We start from the raw sequence: 15,791 nt of genomic DNA, 5'->3' as shown, positions 1-15,791 counted from the left end.
GACGTGCGTTTTCGCCCGCCGCTACACTCATGCGCTGAACAGCGACGTGGGTGGTAATGATGTTAACTGGCGTGTTATATGCCCTTCTGGCGGGGCTGATGTGGGGGCTGATTTTCGTCGGCCCCTTGCTGGTGCCGGAATATCCGGCGGTCTTGCAGTCGATGGGGCGCTATCTGGCGCTGGGCCTGCTGGCGCTACCGCTGGCGTGGGCCGGACGCCAGCGGTTAAAGCAGCTCGCCGGGCGCGACTGGCTGACCGCGCTGGCGCTGACCATGATGGGCAATCTTATCTATTATGTCTGTCTCGCGAGCGCCATTCAGCGCACCGGCGCGCCCGTTTCCACAATGATCATCGGCACGCTGCCGGTGGTCATTCCGGTTTTCGCCAATCTGCTCTACAGCCGTCGCGACGGCAGGCTGCCCTGGCGGCGGTTGTGCCCGGCGCTGGCGGCGATTTTCTGCGGGCTGGTTTGCGTTAATTTCGCCGAACTACGCCACGGTCTGCCGGGCTTCACGCCGGGCCGTTACGCGAGCGGCATCGCGCTGGCGAGCGTATCGGTCGTTTGCTGGGCGTGGTATGCGCTGCGTAACGCGCGCTGGCTGCGGGAAAATCCCGACAAGCACCCGATGATGTGGGCGACGGCGCAGGGACTGGTGACGCTCCCGGTATCGCTGGTGGGTTATGTTGCGGCGTGTGTGTGGCTTTCGGCCGATAACAGCGGTTTTGCGCTGCCCTTCGGCCCGCGTCCTGGCGTGTTTATCGCCCTGATGATCGTCATTGCGCTCTGCTGCTCATGGATTGGCGCGCTGTGCTGGAATATCGCGAGTCAGCGCCTGCCGACGGTGATTCTGGGGCCGCTTATTGTCTTTGAAACGCTGGCTGGTCTGCTCTATACCTTTTTGCTGCGCCAGAGTATGCCGCCGCTGCTGACCCTGACCGGCATTGCGCTGCTGGCGGCAGGCGTGGTGATGGCGGTACGGGTGAAAATCGTGCCGGTCGCGGCGCGCGTGACGCAAGAGGCGCCATAAAAAAAGGCCCGTCAGTGACGGGCCTTAAGGCTCAGAAGGTTTCCCAGTTCTCGCTGCCGCCTGCCGGCGCGGCTTTCAGGCTCGCCGCCGGGGCTGGCGCGCTGAAGGATGGCGCCTGCGGGGCAACGCTCGCCGTGCGGCTGTGGGCGCGGTTGAGTTTAAATACCGCGACCGCTTCGTTCAGTTTGCCTGCCTGATCTTCAAGGGCAGCGGCGGCGGCGGCGGACTCTTCCACCAGCGCGGCGTTCTGCTGCGTTACTTTATCCATCTCGGAGACCGCAAGGCCCACCTGATCGATACCGCGGCTCTGCTCATCGGACGCCGAGGCGATTTCACCCATGATATCGGTCACGCGCGTCACCGCGCCGACCACTTCTTTCATGGTTTCACCCGCTTCGCGCACCAGCTGTGAGCCCGCATCGACGCGGTTGCCGGAGTTTTCGATAAGCGCTTTGATCTCTTTCGCCGCCTGGGCGCTGCGGCTTGCCAGCGTACGGACTTCACCCGCGACGACCGCAAAACCACGGCCCTGCTCGCCCGCGCGCGCCGCTTCCACCGCCGCGTTGAGCGCGAGGATGTTGGTCTGGAACGCGATGCCGTCGATAACGTTGGTTATCTGGGCAATCTGGTTAGAGCTGGCGGCGATTTCATCCATGGTGCGGACCACGCCGTCCACCACTTCACCGCCTTTCAGCGCGGTTTCCGACGCGGTACGCGCCAGTTGCGTCGCCTGACGGGCGTTATCGGCGTTCTGTTTCACCGTCGCGGTCAGTTCTTCCATGCTGGCGGCGGTTTCTTCCAGCGACGCGGCCTGCTGTTCGGTACGCGAGGAGAGATCGTTGCTGCCTGCGGAGATTTCGCTCGCGCCGGTGAAGATGGTGTCGGTGCTGTCGCGCACGGTGCTGACCGTACGAGCCAGCGACTGCTGCATCTCGTGAACGTTGCGCGCCAGCAGCGCCATTTCGTTGTGGCCTTGCGCATCAATAGGCTGCGTCAGGTCGCCTGCGGCAATCGCGCGGATGTGGCTGATAACTTCATGCAGCGGCAGCAGCAGCACGCGGCGCATCGCCACCCAGCTGATGATAATCACGGCCAGCACCATCACCATAATCGCGGAGAGGATCCACAGAATGCGCTGGTAGTCGCTTTCGTTGTCCTTCACGCCCTGGCTTGAGAGCTTCGCCTGGTCAGCGCGCCATTCGCGATAGACTTCCTGCATGGCGTTTTGCTTCTGCTCGGCATTCTGCTTGAACATCCCTTCCAGATTGCCTTCGGCCAGGAACTTGTTCATTTGCGCAAGCGTCGAGGAGTAGATGCGGTACTGTTCTTCCAGACGGTCAACCAGGCGCTCATCCATACCCGGCGTTTCCGGCAAGCCAAAATATTTATCGTAGTGGCTTTTCGCGTCCGCCAGCTGTCGGCTGGCTGTCGTGACCAGCTCATTGAGCTGCCCACCGTTGATCTGGCTCGCCATATTGCCTTGCAGGCGCAGCATGCCGCGGTTAAGCGTGACGCGCGTCTGGTTGAGGCTTATCCAGGCGTCGGTAAATTCCGCCACGTTCTGGCTGGAGATTTGCGACACGTTAAAGTTGTCTTTGTCGTTATTGAGCGCGCTAATGAAAACGCCCGCGGCGATAAGCTGCATCGCGCCCAGCACGATCAGTACAGTAATTAAAAGGGTTATGACTTTTATACGTTTAAACATGAAAGACCTTTTTGCAGGTGTAATCCAGTGTGTATCTATCGGCAGGTCATTCAGGTTATTTAATCAGCGAGGCGGCAAACGGCGGGGTTTCCAGTTATTTCCTGATAGCGATCAGCCAGTTAGCCATAAAAATATTTTTGTGACACACCTCACATTTTAATCCCCCTCCTCTAAAGGGTTATAGCCTCGCCTTAAAGATGCATTTAATATGCATCTTATTAAATGATGAGTGAGGTACTGCTATGGCCTTCCGTGACCAACCCCTTGGCGAACTGGCGTTAACCATCCCGCGCGCCTCCGCGCTGTTCCGTAAATACAACCTGGATTTCTGCTGTGGCGGCAAACAGACGCTGCTGCGCGCGGCGACGCGCCAGGCGCTCGATCTGGATGTGATTGAAAGCGAACTGGCGGCATTAGCCGAGACGCCGCTGGAGAAGGACTGGCAAGCCGCGCCGCTTGCTGAGATCATCGATCACATCATCGTGCGCTACCACGACCGCCATCGTGAACAGCTGCCGGAGCTGATTTTGCAGGCCACCAAAGTAGAGCGCGTCCACGCCGATAAACCGGGCGTGCCGAAAGGGCTCGCGAAGTATCTGAGCCTGCTGCATGAAGAGCTGACGAGCCACATGATGAAAGAAGAGCGCGTGCTGTTCCCGATGATTAAACAGGGCATGGGCAGCCAGGCGACAGGGCCGATTAGCGTGATGGAGAGCGAGCACGATGAGGCGGGAGAACTGCTGGAAGTGATTAAGCACACCACGAATAATGTGACGCCGCCGCCGGAAGCCTGCACGACGTGGCGCGCGCTGTATAACGGTATTAATGAGCTGATTGACGATCTGATGAATCATATCAGCCTTGAGAACAACACCCTTTTCCCGCGTGCCCTCGCAGGCGAAAAATAAAAGGCGCCCTGTCGAGCGCCCCGGTAACTTGACCTTTTGGGCCCGATACGTGGGCCCTTTTTTATGGCTTAGCGGCGGAAGTTCGCCAGGCGTTTCTTGCCGATAAACAACCAGCACACACCCAGCACCACAAACCACAGCGGCGTCACCATCAGCGCCTGGCGGGTATCGTCTTCCAGCGTCAACAGCGCGATAACAAACACGAAGAACGCCATGCAGACCCAGCACATCACCTTACCGAGCGGCATTTTGTAGATCGATTTCTCATGCAGCTGCGGGCGCTGCTTACGGTATACCAGGTAAGAGCACAGGATGATGGTCCAGACGAACATAAACAGGATCGCCGACACGGTGGTGATCATCGTAAACGCGGTAATCACGTTCGGGTTGATATAGAGCATCACCACACCGCCCAGCAGGCAGATGCAGGAGAAGGTCAGCCCTTTCGCCGGTACGGCGCGTTTAGAGAGTTTGGCGAACGCTTTTGGCGCCACGCCGTCCTGCGCCAGACCGTAGAGCATACGACTGGTGGAGAAGACGCCGCTATTGGCGGAAGACGCCGCTGAGGTCAGCACCACGAAGTTAATCAGGCTCGCCGCCGCAGGCAGCCCCACCAGCACAAACAGCTCGACGAACGGGCTCTTGGTCGGTACGACGGAGCTCCACGGCGTCACGGACATGATGATAATCAGCGCGAAGACGTAGAACATGATGATGCGAATCGGAATCGAGTTGATCGCGCGCGGCAGCGATTTCTCCGGGTCTTTGGTTTCGGCGGCGGTGGTGCCCACCAGCTCAATACCCACAAACGCGAAGACCGCAATCTGGAAGCCCGCGAAGAAACCGCTCAGCCCTTTCGGGAACCAGCCGCCTTCATTCCACAGGTGCGCAAAGGACGCTTCAACGCCGGTCGGCGATTTAAAGTGCATCAGCACCATCACCAGCCCGACCACGATAAGCCCGACGATAGCGACGATTTTGATCATCGCGAACCAGAACTCCATCTCGCCGAACATCTTCACGGTGGCGAGGTTAAGAGAGAGCAGCAGCACGACTACCGCCAGCGACGCGACCCAGTCCGACAGGCCGGGGAACCAGAACTGCGCATAGGCGGTAATGGCCACGACATCCGCCATGCCGGTGACGACCCAGCAGAACCAGTAGGTCCAGCCGGTGAAATACCCCGCCCAGGGGCCGAGTAAATCGGCGGCGAAATCGCTGAAAGATTTATATTCGAGATTCGAGAGCAGAAGCTCGCCCATCGCCCGCATGACGAAAAACAGCATAAAGCCGATGATCATATAGACGAAAATAATCGACGGGCCGGCGAGGCTGATGGTTTTGCCGGAACCCATAAATAACCCGGTGCCGATAGCGCCGCCGATAGCAATCAACTGTATATGACGATTCGTAAGATTGCGCCGCAGCGACTGCTCAGCCGGCGCCTCAGCAGCGTCAGCCACTTTGATCTGATCTGACATGTTCTTTTCCTGTACCTGTCTGTGTTGTTGAGGCTCTGCTGGCCTCTATTTACGTGTCGAAATGACGATGTCACTGGAAAAACATCATCGATATTAGGTAAGAATCGGAGGGTTGAATACTAAGATTTAAATATAATGTTAATTTTATGTTTAAAATGGGTGGCAAATCACTTTCACTTCGCGAAATGCATCACAAAAATACCCGCAATCCGCGTATTATCAAAATAAAATCGCGTTATTTCACTTACGGAAAAACAAATCCCCGCCGCAGCGGGGATATGAAACCCTTACAGGATTTCCAGCAGTTCGACTTCAAATACCAGAGTGCTGAACGGCGGAATGGACGCGCCCGCGCCGCGCTCGCCATAGGCCAGGTTGTGCGGAATCGTCAGTTCCCATTTGGAGCCGACCGGCATCAGGGTCAGCGCTTCAATCCAGCCCGCGATAACGCCGCTGACCGGGAATTCCGCCGGTTCGCCGCGCGCGACGGAGCTGTCAAACACGGTGCCGTCGATAAGCTTGCCGGTGTAGTGCACGCGCACGCGATCCTTACGGGAAGGGATCGGGCCATCGCCCTGCGTCAGAACGCGGAATTGCAGGCCGGATTCGGTGCTGTTCACCCCTTCGCGCTCGCGGTTTTCGTCCAGATATTTCTGGCCTTCTACCGCCATCTCCTGCTGGCGTTCGCGACGCACGGCGTCGGCGCGTTCGTGGATTTCACGCAGCGCGCGATGCACCACGTCAACAGGAACGGCTGGCTGGTTGCCTTCCAGCGCGTCACGCAGCCCCGCCACCAGCGCTTCCGGCAGCAGACCCTGTAGGCCCGACTCGCGCAGTTGCTGTCCGACCTGTAAGCCAATGCCGTAGCTTGCCTGCGCTTCAATGGTGTCAAAAGAAGGGGTTGTCATGGGGTTATCCTTTCTCAATGGGAAAATTAGCGGGCAGCATAACAGCAGCGCCACGTTGGGTAAAATAATCCTCCGGCAAGGTGGTAAGGTCAGGGATGCCAGCGCGCTCACGAATGCGCGCTTTACTACCGGCATCAAACAGTTAGAACGCTATAATGGTACACTGGCGCGGCGAAGCGTTTGAGTGAATGAGGAGAAGACATGCCCGGACGAATTAAACCGTTGCTGGCGCAGGTATGGCATGCCCCGGATCACCTCCGGCTGATGGACCCGCTGCCCCCCGCGCACCGACGCGGCATTATTCTTTGCGCGGCCGTCATCGCGCTGTGCTTTTTATGGCCTTCTCCCGATGAGCCGGAAACCCCGCCGCGACGCGACGCGCAGCTGGACTTCAACCACACCCCGGAAGCGCCGGTGCAGCCGCAGGTGGTCGCGCCATCCGGGACGCCGGAGGAAAACGTCCAGCAGCCAGCTTCCAGCGCGCCGGTGCAACCGTTCCAGAATAACGATATTGAACAACAGTGGCGCACCTATCGCGTGGAATCCGGCAAAACGCTGGCGCAGCTGTTTCGCGATCACAGCCTTCCGCCGGAAGATGTGTACGCGATGGCTAAAGTGGAAGGCGACGGCAAGCCGCTCAGTAATCTTCAGCAGGGGCAGATGGTGCAGGTGCGGCAGAACGCCAGCGGCGTGGTAACGGCGCTGACTATTGATACCGGCGATAATCAGCAGGTGCTGTTTACCCGCCAGCCGGACGGCAGTTTCCTGCGCGTGCGCTGAGATTTCAGCGCGTCAGAAAAGCAAAACGCCGGCACAAGGCCGGCGTCTTTACGTGCAGTTGAGTAAAAACTTACTCAGCAACCACGTTTACAGTCAGTTTAGCGAATACTTCGCTGTGAACCTGGAAGTCCACTTCGTGTTCGCCAGTGGTACGCAGAACGCCGTTCGGCAGACGAACTTCGCTCTTAGCCACGTCAACGCCAGCTGCAGTTACAGCGTCAGCGATGTCGCGAGTACCGATGGAACCGAACAGTTTACCTTCGTCGCCCGCTTTGGACGCGATGGTAACAGAGCCCAGCGCATTGATTTTCTCTGCGCGAGCTTCAGCAGCGGACAGAACGTCAGCCAGTTTGGCTTCCAGTTCAGCACGACGTGCTTCGAAGAACTCAACGTTTTTCTTGGTAGCCGGCACAGCTTTGCCCTGCGGAACCAGGAAGTTACGAGCGTAGCCCGCTTTAACGTTTACCTGGTCGCCCAGGCTGCCCAGGTTTGCTACTTTATCAAGCAGAATAACTTGCATTACCTTATCCTCTCAAAGTCGTATTAATGGACCGTGACCGATTACTGATGACGATCAGTGTACGGCAGCAGGGACAGGTAGCGAGCGCGTTTGATAGCGCGAGCCAGCTGACGCTGATATTTTGCACGGGTACCGGTGATACGGCTCGGGACAATCTTACCGCTTTCGGTGATGTAGTTTTTCAGCGTAGCGATATCTTTATAGTCGATCTCTTGAACGCCTTCCGCGGTGAAACGGCAGAACTTGCGACGACGGAAATAACGTGCCATTTGGCTAGTCTCCAGAATCTATCAATTCAATCTGCTCGGCATGCAACACCATTTTGCTCAGTCCGTTCTTTGCCTTGTGGCAACTGATGAACCCCTGAACGGTGATTTGCGTGCCGACCGTTATACTGTGAGTAATGGCCTGGTTCTCGTGCCCGCTGATTATTACAGGCATCTGGCACCACGCCTGCCGGTGGAAACCGGCCTCCTCCTGCACAGAACGATGCTCAAGCACGAACTGGCAATGAGGAATTCCTGATGGGCTGACCTTTCGAAGGGGTGCCCTGCACACGGTGCCGGACAACACCAGACGGTTGGCCATCAGAATTACTCTTCAGAATCCCCAGCTTCAGCATCATCAGCGGTTTCGTTAGCGAAATCATCGCGACGCTCACGGCGCTCGTCTTTCGCTTTAACCATCGGAGAGGCTTCAGTTACGGCGTGTTTGGTGCGCATAACCATGCTGCGGATAACGGCATCGTTGAAGCGGAAGGTAGTTTCCAGCTCATCGATAACTTCCTGCGGCGCTTCAACGTTCATCAGAACGTAGTGGGCTTTGTGCAGTTTGTTGATCGGGTAAGCCAGCTGACGGCGGCCCCAGTCTTCCAGACGGTGGATCTTGCCTTCTGCACCAGTGATGGCAGCAGAGTAGCGCTCGATCATGCCCGGAACCTGTTCGCTCTGGTCAGGATGGACCATAAAAACGATTTCGTAATGACGCATCGAATTGCTCCTTACGGATTATTCAGCCTCCTGTCTGGGTCAGCCGCGGCCCGGGGAGGCAAGGAACGTGATTAAAGGGCGGCTGAAAAATTGACGCGTCATTCTAATGGCGGACCATGACAAACACAAGGCCGCTGGTAAAAAAAGCCGCAATCCCGGTTTGCGCGGTCTTTAAAGATGGCGAAGGAAAAACGCGACCGTCGCGTCCAGCGCTTCCGGCGTAATCCGGTGCTTCACGCCCGGCTGCCACTGGCAGGTCAGGTTTTTATCAAGCGCCCGTTCACGCAGCGCGTCGGCTAAGCGCAGGCTTTGCGCCGCCGGCACAACGTCATCGTCTTCGCCATGCCACAGCAGCAGCGGGCGGTCCGCCAGACGCGGCAGCTGGCTTTGCGCGTCCCAGGGTGCCAGCGCGGCCCTCACTGTTTCAGCTTCAGCGGCATCCGGCGGAAAAAGCGTATGGGAGAGCGAGGTAAACCAGCCGGAGCCCATCAGGCTTGCGACGCATTTCACTTGCGGATGATGCGTCATGATGCCAAGCGCGGTCATCCCGCCCATTGACGCCCCGCCGACCGCAAGCCTGCCGTCAGCCACCAGCCCTTCATTGATAATCGCGTCACGCAGCGCCGGGTATTCCGTCAGCGTTTCGTGAAGGATTTGCCAGAACTGCGTCATCCGCCTTTGCGCATCGCCGCTAAAGCGCGCGCCGTGATCGGGCGCATCCGGCATGATCACCCGGAACCCGGCCTGCGCCAGCGCGACGGCGAAATAGCTGTAGACCGTTTTGGACGACGCAAAACCGTGATAAAACAGCACCGTCGGCAACGCCTTGTTACCCATTCCCGCAGGCGTCGCATGCAGCACCTCATTATCCGCAAAACGGCGGGTCGAAATTTCAATCATACTTATCTCCTGCAAAACGTCTTTTTGGCCGACAGGCCATGATGCTAAAACCAGCGCAACGCATGGATTTTTATCATGTTGAGAGCCAGATTACGCTTTTGCGATTTTTCATGCTCAAAAGCGCGCCTTAGTCGGCAGAACCGGCACAGGGCGGGTCCTTATTCCCTTACACTTACTACAATTAATGCCTGAGGTAACGAGAATGCATATGCGACGGCTCATCCCTTTATTGATGGTGGCGACATTAACCGCCTGTAGCGCCCTGCAGGGCACGCCGCAGCCTGCGCCGCCGGTGGCGGATCACCCGCAAGAGATCCAGCGCTACCAGACGCAGGGGCTCGTCAAAATGGGCACCGTCACGACGCTGCAGTATGGTTCGCCGGATGACGCGCTGCGCGATATCGCCGCACAGGCAGGCGCCGCAGGCGCGGATTACTATCAGGTCATCGCCAATGATGACACTCTGCTGCCTGGCCGCTGGCACGCCCAGGCGATTTTGTACCGAAAGTAAGCGTAAGCCGTCGTTTTATTTAGCGAAATTTACACTGCCTTTGCGTGCATTGATCGTACCTGCTGCACAATAACTTTCGGACTGCGCCGGGAACCGGAGCGCTGCATTTATCGAAAAGGTGTAAGGGAGCTGACAATGAAACGATCGCTGGCATTAACGTCGCTGTTGTTATCTGCGGGTCTGATTACCACTTCTGCGCAGTCTGCTGAAGAGGTCAATGCCGACAGGGTCACTGGCTTAAATGAAATTGGCGTGATTTCGGTGAATGATATTTCCGGCACGCCGCAGGAAATTGAAAAAGTCATTGCCTATAAAGCGGATGAACAGGGCGCTGCCTATTATCGAATTATTCAGATGCATGAAAATCAGCGGCCCGATAACTGGCATGTACAGGCAATTATCTATAGTTGAACGTTCTTTAGCTAAATTTCGGTTTTTATTTGGCTTTGCCATGATCTAAATCAAAATAGATTGAAACAAACAGTTACATTTACCTATTAAATATTACTGCTCAGCTGCCGTTGAAGGTGCCAAATACTCGTGCACAAGAGCTTATTTATGACACTTTCATTTCAACGCTGGGGACTGGGCGCGAAGCTCTCATTCCTTACGGGCGTCGCGGTAGCGGCCCTTTTTTTATTGTTCACCTTCGCATTAAGTCACAAAGCCAGCGAGCAACTGGAAGCGCTGGCGCTTGAAGATCTGCATAACCAGACCACAAGCGTGGTGGATATGGCGCAGATGTTCGACAGTAGCCTCAATGAAGAGGTGGCAAGCTTCACGAAACTCTTCAACAGCTTTATTCCGCAACCTATCAGCCGTGATGAAAGCCAGATGCAGAGCATCAACGGCATCAGCGTGCCCATGCTCAAGGGCGGTGACACCTCCCTGCATGAAAACAACGCGCTGCCCGACGACTTTCTGACCCGTACCGGGGCCATCGCCACGCTGTTTGTCCGCAGCGGCGATAACTTCGTACGCGTGGCGACATCGCTGCGTAAAGAGGACGGCAGCCGCGCTATCGGCACGCAGCTCGATACCGCAAGCCCGGCGTTCGCGCCCGTGATGAAAGGCGAAACCTACCGCGGCCTGGCGCTGCTGTTCGGCAAACGCTACATCACGCAGTACGAACCGGTGAAAGACGCCAGCGGCAAGGTTATCGCGATTTTGTTTGTCGGGGTGGACATCACCCACTCCTGGCAGGTGATGCGCAATAAAATCCTGAACCGCCGTCTGGGCGAAAGTGGTCACTTTTACGTGATCAACCGCGCGCCGGGCAAAACCTACGGCCAGTTCCTTTTCCACCCGAGCGACGAAGGTAAACGCCCGGCATGGCCGGACGCCATCTTAAAACCGGTACTGACCGAGCAGCAGGGCACGCTGGAGATGGAAAAAGAGGACGGCCGCACCGCCCTTCTGAGCTTTACGCAACTGCCGGGCTGGAACTGGGCGATTGTCGGCGAAGTGGATAAAGCGACGCTGCTCAGCGGCGTGACCAGCATGCGCAATCAGTTCCTTGCGGCGGGCGTTATCGTCTCGCTGCTGTTTGCCGCCGCCTTTGTCTGGACCGTACGCCGCTGGCTCACTACCCCGCTGCGCAACGTCATTACGCTTGCGCGTCAATACGCCGCAGGCGATCTGCGAGAGACTATCGATACGCGTCGCCAGGATGAAGTGGGCCAGCTTATCGACGCCATTAACGGCATCGGCAACGGCTTACAGCAGATTGTGAATCAGGTCCGCGACGCCGCAGGCGATATCAGCCACGGCACCCGCGCGCTGGCGTCCGACAGCGGCGAGATCAGCGAGCAGATCAACAAGCAGGCGAGCAGCGTCGAGGAAACCTCGGCGAGCATGGAACAGCTGGCGGCCACCGTGTCGCAAAACGCCGCCAACATGGAACAGACGCAAAGCCTGGTGAAAGAGGCGTCCGACGCCGTTCAGCACGGCGGCGAAACCGTTAGCAACGCGGTCACGACCATGAACGACATTCGCAGCGCCTCACAGCGCATCGCGGATATCACCCATGTGATTGAGTCTATCGCCTTCCAGACCAACATTCTGGCACTGAACGCCGCCGTAGAAGCGGCGCGCGCTGGCGAGCACGGTAAAGGCTTTGCGGTCGTGGCGCAGGAAGTGCGTGCGCTGGCGGCACGCAGCGCCAACGCCGTGAAAGAGATAGAACAGCTCATCAGCGACACGCTCGCTAAAGTCAGCGAGGGTCACGCGCTCTCTGAGCAGACGCGCAAGGCGATGGAAGCCATCATCAGCCGTATCGGTCAGATCAATCAACTGGTGACGGAGATCAACCACGCCTCGCACGAGCAGTCTGCCGGTATTGGTCAGGTGAATATCGCCATGCATCAGATTGGCGAAGCCACCCATATCAACGCCGAGCGCGTGACGCGCAGCGAGCAGACCGCGCAGGTGTTGCGTGAGAAAGGCAACCACCTGAACGAACTGGTGAGCCTGTTCCGCCTGAAGGCGTAATCAGCCCGCCCCACCCGTGGCGCGCAGCAGCGCCTGCGCCAGCACCGGCTCCGCCAGCGGAGTGTCGCCACGGGTATCCAGCATCATCCGGCACCAGGCCTGCGCGAGCGGCGGCGTCAGCGAACGCAGCACCTGGGCGCCGGTCGCCAGTAAAAAGAGCTGCGTGGTAATGGCGCGCCCGGCCGCTTCATCGGGCCTGCGTAATTGCCCCGCCAGCTGTCGCCAGGCGCGGTCGAAATGCCGGTCCTGCCCTTTTACCGCGTCAAACTCATTGCTCAGCATCTCCAGCACGCCTGGCTGGCGCGTCAGTACGCGCAATACGTCAAGGCACATGATGTTGCCGGAGCCTTCCCAGATACTGTTAACCGGCATTTCACGGTAAAGGCGCGGCAGTTCGCTCTCTTCGCAATACCCGATGCCGCCGAGCGCCTCCATCGCCTCCGCCACAAATGAAATACCGCGTTTGCAGACGCCATATTTCGCGGCGGGCGTGAAGAGGCGGGCGAACGCCACCTCGTGCGGCGATTCGCGCTGCTCCCACGCGCGGGCCAGACGAAACAGCAGCGCGGTGTGCCCTTCCAGCTCCAGCGCCATGCGCCCGAGCACCTGGCGCATCAGCGGCTGATCGATAAGATTCTTGCCGAACGCCTGACGCTGATGCGTGTGGTAGAGCGCTACCGCCAGCGCGCGGCGCATCAGCCCATGGCTGCCAAGCGCGCAGTCAAAACGCGTCATGCCGCCCATACGGAGGATCTGGCGCACGCCTTCGCCCTCTTCACCCAGCAGCCAGCCGAGCGCGTCGAGAAACTCTGCCTCGCTGCTGGCGTTCGAGCGGTTGCCGAGTTTATCTTTCAGACGCTCCAGCCGCACTGCGTTGCGCTGTCCGTCCGGCAGAAAGCGTGGTACGAAGAAACACGAAAGGCCGCCTTTGGTTTGTGCGAGCACCAGATGCGCGTCGCTTTGCGGCACCGAGAAAAACCATTTATGGCCCACCAGCCGGTACGCCTCGCCGGGGCCGCGCCCTGCTACAGGTTCCGCACGGGTAGTATTACTGAGCACATCCGACCCGCCCTGTTTTTCCGTCATGCCCATGCCGATAAGCAGCCCGCGCTTTTGGGCGCCGGGTAGCAAATGGGAATCATAGCGATCGCTTGCCAGCGGCGTCCGCCAGTCGGCGAATAGCGGCGGCAGATGGGCCTGTAACAGCGGCGTGGCGGCGAATGTCATGGTAATCGGACATAACGTGCCTGCTTCCACTTGCGCGTGCAGAACGAAACGCGCGGCGCGGGCGACCAGCGCGCCATCGCGCGCCGTCTCAAGCCACGGCAGATTGTGAACCCGGTTAGCGCACAGCCCCTGCATCAGCAGATGCCACGCCGGATGAAAGCGCACGTCGTCGAGACGTTCGCCGCGCGCGTCATAGCGCAACAGCTCTGGCGGATTGGCGTTCGCCAGTCGTCCCAGCTCCAGCGATTCCGCTGTGCCGAGCTGCTGGCCGATACTTGCGAGCAGCTCCGCGTCCCAGCCCGCGCCTTCGCGCAGCACCGCCTCGCGTAGCGCCGTATCGGAAAGAAAAAGATTGCTGTTATTGAGTGCGACGGGCTGATTGAACACCGTGTGGGTTTGCCAGTGCATAATCCCTCTCCTTACCTGTGACCACTCGGTTAAGTATGGAGGGAGAGGGAAAAGAAACCGCCCGCTTGCTTCACAAAAGCGAAAACCCGTCAGCCAGCGATATAGTGAGGGATGAAACGCGAGGTGTCTTTGGTGATAAGCGAGCCATCTTCGCGAATGCCGATGCCCGCAGGCTCATCGCCGACGATCCAACTGCCGAGCAGCGTATAGCTGTCGCCAAAGCGCGGCAGCGCCTGAAACGCCTGCCAGATAACGGGCTCGTTGCCGTAATCGCCTTCTTCATGAGCCAGCACCTGGTCGGCGTTATCAAACAGCGTCACGTTGCCGCCTTCGCGTGAAAACAGCGGTTTGCGAACGTACCCTGCGTAACCGGAAAGCGCCTGCGCGACGTCATGCCGCTCGCGCGCGAAATCGTCGTTAAACCACGCCGGTAACAGGTTGGGATGGCCGGGAAACTGCGCCCAGAGCAGCGGCAACAGCCCTTTATTGCTGAGAATGCTTTTCCACAGCGGCTCATACCAGCGCTCGGCGCGCTTACAGAGCAGCGGGCCGTTGTCGTCGCGCATCATCCACTCCAGCGGATAGAGCTTAAACGCCTGCCGGATGACGTTATCGTCCATATCCGTCAGCACGCCGCCAAGGCCAAGACCGATCTCTTCGATATAAATAAAACGCGTCTCAAGGCCCGCCTGCCGCGCGCAGTCTTCCAGGTACAGCACCGTGCCGCGATCCTCTTCGGACTCCTGACAGCAGCTGAAATAGAGCGGCTCAGGCGTCGCTATCTCAGCAAGACGCGCGATGAGCTTCTCCTGGAGGCTGTTGAACTGATCGGCATCGCGCGGGATAACGCCCTGGCGGCGCGCATCCTCCAGCCACTGCCACTGGAAATAGGCGGATTCATAGAGCGAGGTGGGCGTATCGGCGTTGTATTCCAGTAACTTTACCGGCCCCTGCCCGGTCCAGACAAAATCCATGCGCCCGTAGAGCGACGGATCCTGGTCTTTCCAGCTTTGGGCGATGGCGTCCCAGTAAAGCTCAGGAATGGCGAGCCGCTCCAGGATACGCGCATCGCGCACGGCGCGGTCGACCACGTCAAGGCACATCTCGTGCAGTTCCGCGGTGGGCGCTTCTATCTGCTCTTCAATCTGGCGCAGCGTAAAGCGGTAGGCGCGGCTTTCATCCCAGTAGATTTCATCATCGATGATATGAAAGTGAAAACCGTGTTCGTGCGCGATACGCGCGAGATCCGGGCGCACCGGCGTCTGATGGCGCAGCATTTAGCCTCCCCAGCTACTGCGGGAGCTGGATGAGCGGCCAAAGCCGCCGCGGGAAATCGTTGTGGCGCTGCGGGTCACGGTGCTGTGACTGCTGGCGCTGGCGCCGGAGCGCTGCCCGCCGCGCCAGACATAATCGCCAGACGCGTTTTGCCAGACGGGGCGCGTGTAGTAGTAGTGATAGCCGGAGCTTGAGGTGTAATACGACGATGAGGAGTCATCCAGCTCGCGCTTTTTGTCCCTGTTGCTCGCCAGCAGGAAGCCCGCCATCATCGGCACCCAGGTTTTCGCCGCGCTGTCGTAATAGCAGTTATTGCCATACGCGGTGCTACAGGCGTCCCAGGTGAGCTTCGGCGGGATATCTTTTTCAAATTCGGCTTTGGCGGTATTCCAGGCGTTGGTGCAAAGATCGGCCGGATTCCCGTCCTCACGGCACTCCTCGGGCGTCGAGTAATAGACCCCGTCGCCGTCATTGTCGTTATCGCCAGAATCCTGACAGGCTTTGAGGCCGAAAAACGCCGCGCCGCCCATGATGGCGAGCGTGAGTATTTTCGGCCCTTTTCGTTCCGGCTCCGGGCGTGGAAGAAATTTCAGATCCGAGGTATTCGCAACCGGATGTCCACTTTTTTTCTTGCCACGTCTTTTCCTTGCTGCCGTCATAT

18 protein-coding genes are annotated in these 15,791 nt (G+C 58.4%); 7 read left to right on the top strand and 11 right to left on the bottom strand.

Annotated features, from left to right (window positions below):
* The first annotated feature begins 59 nt into the window (after positions 1–59).
* A complete protein-coding gene (locus AACV31_RS15290; RefSeq protein WP_165155576.1) occupies positions 60–1,028 on the top strand; it encodes a DMT family transporter in 969 nt (322 codons plus the stop codon).
* 31 nt (positions 1,029–1,059) lie between these two features.
* Here the strand turns inward: AACV31_RS15290 and AACV31_RS15285 are convergent, their stop codons facing one another.
* Positions 1,060–2,733, bottom strand: coding sequence for a methyl-accepting chemotaxis protein (locus AACV31_RS15285; protein ID WP_105537708.1), 1,674 nt, complete (start codon positions 2,731–2,733; stop codon positions 1,060–1,062).
* A 242-nt stretch (positions 2,734–2,975) separates the two neighbouring features.
* On the opposite strand from AACV31_RS15285, the gene ytfE reads away from it, so the two are divergent.
* Positions 2,976–3,641 (top strand): iron-sulfur cluster repair protein YtfE, encoded by a 666-nt coding sequence (ytfE, locus tag AACV31_RS15280; RefSeq protein ID WP_075199450.1) that lies wholly within the window; start codon positions 2,976–2,978, stop codon positions 3,639–3,641.
* A 68-nt stretch (positions 3,642–3,709) separates the two neighbouring features.
* On the opposite strand, the gene cycA is transcribed toward ytfE, so the two are convergent.
* Together cycA and fklB are read right to left on the bottom strand one after the other, a co-directional pair.
* Positions 3,710–5,122: a D-serine/D-alanine/glycine transporter gene (gene cycA / locus AACV31_RS15275; RefSeq protein ID WP_007764376.1), complete on the bottom strand. Its 1,413-nt coding sequence runs from the start codon at positions 5,120–5,122 to the stop codon at positions 3,710–3,712.
* Positions 5,123–5,409: 287 nt separating this feature from the next.
* Positions 5,410–6,030 (bottom strand): FKBP-type peptidyl-prolyl cis-trans isomerase, encoded by a 621-nt coding sequence (gene fklB / locus AACV31_RS15270; RefSeq protein WP_007702034.1) that lies wholly within the window; start codon positions 6,028–6,030, stop codon positions 5,410–5,412.
* Here fklB and AACV31_RS15265 point away from each other — a divergent pair.
* Both AACV31_RS15265 and AACV31_RS15260 read left to right on the top strand, forming a co-directional pair.
* Complete coding sequence (locus AACV31_RS15265) at positions 6,029–6,214, top strand: hypothetical protein (RefSeq protein ID WP_032806830.1); 186 nt, start codon at positions 6,029–6,031, stop codon at positions 6,212–6,214. The two genes, fklB and AACV31_RS15265, sit on opposite strands and share 2 nt — an antisense overlap.
* Positions 6,215–6,231: 17 nt before the next feature.
* Positions 6,232–6,810 (top strand): OapA family protein, encoded by a 579-nt coding sequence (locus AACV31_RS15260; RefSeq protein ID WP_007764383.1) that lies wholly within the window; start codon positions 6,232–6,234, stop codon positions 6,808–6,810.
* 70 nt (positions 6,811–6,880) lie between these two features.
* On the opposite strand, the gene rplI is transcribed toward AACV31_RS15260, so the two are convergent.
* From rplI to yjfP, 5 genes are all read right to left on the bottom strand, one after another.
* On the bottom strand, positions 6,881–7,330 hold the full coding sequence (rplI, locus tag AACV31_RS15255) for a 50S ribosomal protein L9 (RefSeq protein WP_007764384.1): 450 nt from the start codon (positions 7,328–7,330) through the stop codon (positions 6,881–6,883).
* 41 nt (positions 7,331–7,371) lie between these two features.
* The gene (gene rpsR, locus AACV31_RS15250; RefSeq protein ID WP_000135199.1) at positions 7,372–7,599 is read right to left on the bottom strand and encodes a 30S ribosomal protein S18; all 228 of its coding nucleotides are present in this window, start codon (positions 7,597–7,599) and stop codon (positions 7,372–7,374) included.
* A gap of 4 nt (positions 7,600–7,603) precedes the next feature.
* A complete protein-coding gene (gene priB, locus AACV31_RS15245; RefSeq protein WP_015742584.1) occupies positions 7,604–7,918 on the bottom strand; it encodes a primosomal replication protein N in 315 nt (104 codons plus the stop codon).
* A 5-nt stretch (positions 7,919–7,923) separates the two neighbouring features.
* Positions 7,924–8,319: a 30S ribosomal protein S6 gene (gene rpsF / locus AACV31_RS15240; RefSeq protein WP_001216673.1), complete on the bottom strand. Its 396-nt coding sequence runs from the start codon at positions 8,317–8,319 to the stop codon at positions 7,924–7,926.
* A gap of 171 nt (positions 8,320–8,490) precedes the next feature.
* Positions 8,491–9,219, bottom strand: a complete 729-nt coding sequence (gene yjfP / locus AACV31_RS15235; RefSeq protein ID WP_161589516.1) for an esterase — start codon at positions 9,217–9,219, stop codon at positions 8,491–8,493.
* Positions 9,220–9,427: 208 nt separating this feature from the next.
* On the opposite strand from yjfP, the gene bsmA reads away from it, so the two are divergent.
* From bsmA to AACV31_RS15220, 3 genes are all read left to right on the top strand, one after another.
* Positions 9,428–9,730 (top strand): biofilm peroxide resistance protein BsmA, encoded by a 303-nt coding sequence (gene bsmA / locus AACV31_RS15230; protein WP_161589517.1) that lies wholly within the window; start codon positions 9,428–9,430, stop codon positions 9,728–9,730.
* A 135-nt stretch (positions 9,731–9,865) separates the two neighbouring features.
* Complete coding sequence (locus tag AACV31_RS15225) at positions 9,866–10,141, top strand: DUF1471 domain-containing protein (protein ID WP_007702069.1); 276 nt, start codon at positions 9,866–9,868, stop codon at positions 10,139–10,141.
* Positions 10,142–10,288: 147 nt separating this feature from the next.
* Positions 10,289–12,220: a methyl-accepting chemotaxis protein gene (locus tag AACV31_RS15220; RefSeq protein ID WP_075199447.1), complete on the top strand. Its 1,932-nt coding sequence runs from the start codon at positions 10,289–10,291 to the stop codon at positions 12,218–12,220.
* Here AACV31_RS15220 and AACV31_RS15215 read toward each other — a convergent pair whose 3' ends face one another.
* The 3 genes from AACV31_RS15215 to AACV31_RS15205 all read right to left on the bottom strand — a co-directional run bounded on the left by AACV31_RS15215 (position 12,221) and on the right by AACV31_RS15205 (position 15,789).
* Positions 12,221–13,855, bottom strand: a complete 1,635-nt coding sequence (locus AACV31_RS15215) for an isovaleryl-CoA dehydrogenase (protein ID WP_165155558.1) — start codon at positions 13,853–13,855, stop codon at positions 12,221–12,223. It lies immediately after the preceding gene.
* Positions 13,856–13,944: 89 nt separating this feature from the next.
* Positions 13,945–15,132: a glutathionylspermidine synthase family protein gene (locus AACV31_RS15210; RefSeq protein ID WP_165155560.1), complete on the bottom strand. Its 1,188-nt coding sequence runs from the start codon at positions 15,130–15,132 to the stop codon at positions 13,945–13,947.
* Positions 15,133–15,789 (bottom strand): DUF1190 domain-containing protein, encoded by a 657-nt coding sequence (locus tag AACV31_RS15205; protein ID WP_015742590.1) that lies wholly within the window; start codon positions 15,787–15,789, stop codon positions 15,133–15,135.
* Positions 15,790–15,791: the final 2 nt, after the last annotated feature.

It is taken from the genome of Cronobacter sp. EKM101R, assembly GCF_963888145.1.
Taxonomy (GTDB): Bacteria; Pseudomonadota; Gammaproteobacteria; order Enterobacterales; family Enterobacteriaceae; genus Cronobacter; species Cronobacter turicensis.
The sequence above is the reverse complement of the archived record's forward strand: the minus strand, read 5'-3'. Positions and strand labels throughout refer to the sequence as shown.

Excerpts from the sequence above, each read along its gene's own strand:
- AACV31_RS15290 (WP_165155576.1), top strand. The coding sequence starts at position 60 with ATGTTAACTGGCGTGTTATATGCCCTTCTGGCGGGGCTGATGTGGGGG.
- AACV31_RS15285 (WP_105537708.1), bottom strand. The coding sequence starts at position 2,733 with ATGTTTAAACGTATAAAAGTCATAACCCTTTTAATTACTGTACTGATC.
- ytfE (WP_075199450.1), top strand. The coding sequence starts at position 2,976 with ATGGCCTTCCGTGACCAACCCCTTGGCGAACTGGCGTTAACCATCCCG.
- cycA (WP_007764376.1), bottom strand. The coding sequence starts at position 5,122 with ATGTCAGATCAGATCAAAGTGGCTGACGCTGCTGAGGCGCCGGCTGAG.
- AACV31_RS15265 (WP_032806830.1), top strand. The coding sequence starts at position 6,029 with ATGGGGTTATCCTTTCTCAATGGGAAAATTAGCGGGCAGCATAACAGC.
- fklB (WP_007702034.1), bottom strand. The coding sequence starts at position 6,030 with ATGACAACCCCTTCTTTTGACACCATTGAAGCGCAGGCAAGCTACGGC.
- AACV31_RS15260 (WP_007764383.1), top strand. The coding sequence starts at position 6,232 with ATGCCCGGACGAATTAAACCGTTGCTGGCGCAGGTATGGCATGCCCCG.
- rplI (WP_007764384.1), bottom strand. The coding sequence starts at position 7,330 with ATGCAAGTTATTCTGCTTGATAAAGTAGCAAACCTGGGCAGCCTGGGC.
- rpsR (WP_000135199.1), bottom strand. The coding sequence starts at position 7,599 with ATGGCACGTTATTTCCGTCGTCGCAAGTTCTGCCGTTTCACCGCGGAA.
- priB (WP_015742584.1), bottom strand. The coding sequence starts at position 7,918 with ATGGCCAACCGTCTGGTGTTGTCCGGCACCGTGTGCAGGGCACCCCTT.
- rpsF (WP_001216673.1), bottom strand. The coding sequence starts at position 8,319 with ATGCGTCATTACGAAATCGTTTTTATGGTCCATCCTGACCAGAGCGAA.
- yjfP (WP_161589516.1), bottom strand. The coding sequence starts at position 9,219 with ATGATTGAAATTTCGACCCGCCGTTTTGCGGATAATGAGGTGCTGCAT.
- bsmA (WP_161589517.1), top strand. The coding sequence starts at position 9,428 with ATGCGACGGCTCATCCCTTTATTGATGGTGGCGACATTAACCGCCTGT.
- AACV31_RS15225 (WP_007702069.1), top strand. The coding sequence starts at position 9,866 with ATGAAACGATCGCTGGCATTAACGTCGCTGTTGTTATCTGCGGGTCTG.
- AACV31_RS15220 (WP_075199447.1), top strand. The coding sequence starts at position 10,289 with ATGACACTTTCATTTCAACGCTGGGGACTGGGCGCGAAGCTCTCATTC.
- AACV31_RS15215 (WP_165155558.1), bottom strand. The coding sequence starts at position 13,855 with ATGCACTGGCAAACCCACACGGTGTTCAATCAGCCCGTCGCACTCAAT.
- AACV31_RS15210 (WP_165155560.1), bottom strand. The coding sequence starts at position 15,132 with ATGCTGCGCCATCAGACGCCGGTGCGCCCGGATCTCGCGCGTATCGCG.
- AACV31_RS15205 (WP_015742590.1), bottom strand. The coding sequence starts at position 15,789 with ATGACGGCAGCAAGGAAAAGACGTGGCAAGAAAAAAAGTGGACATCCG.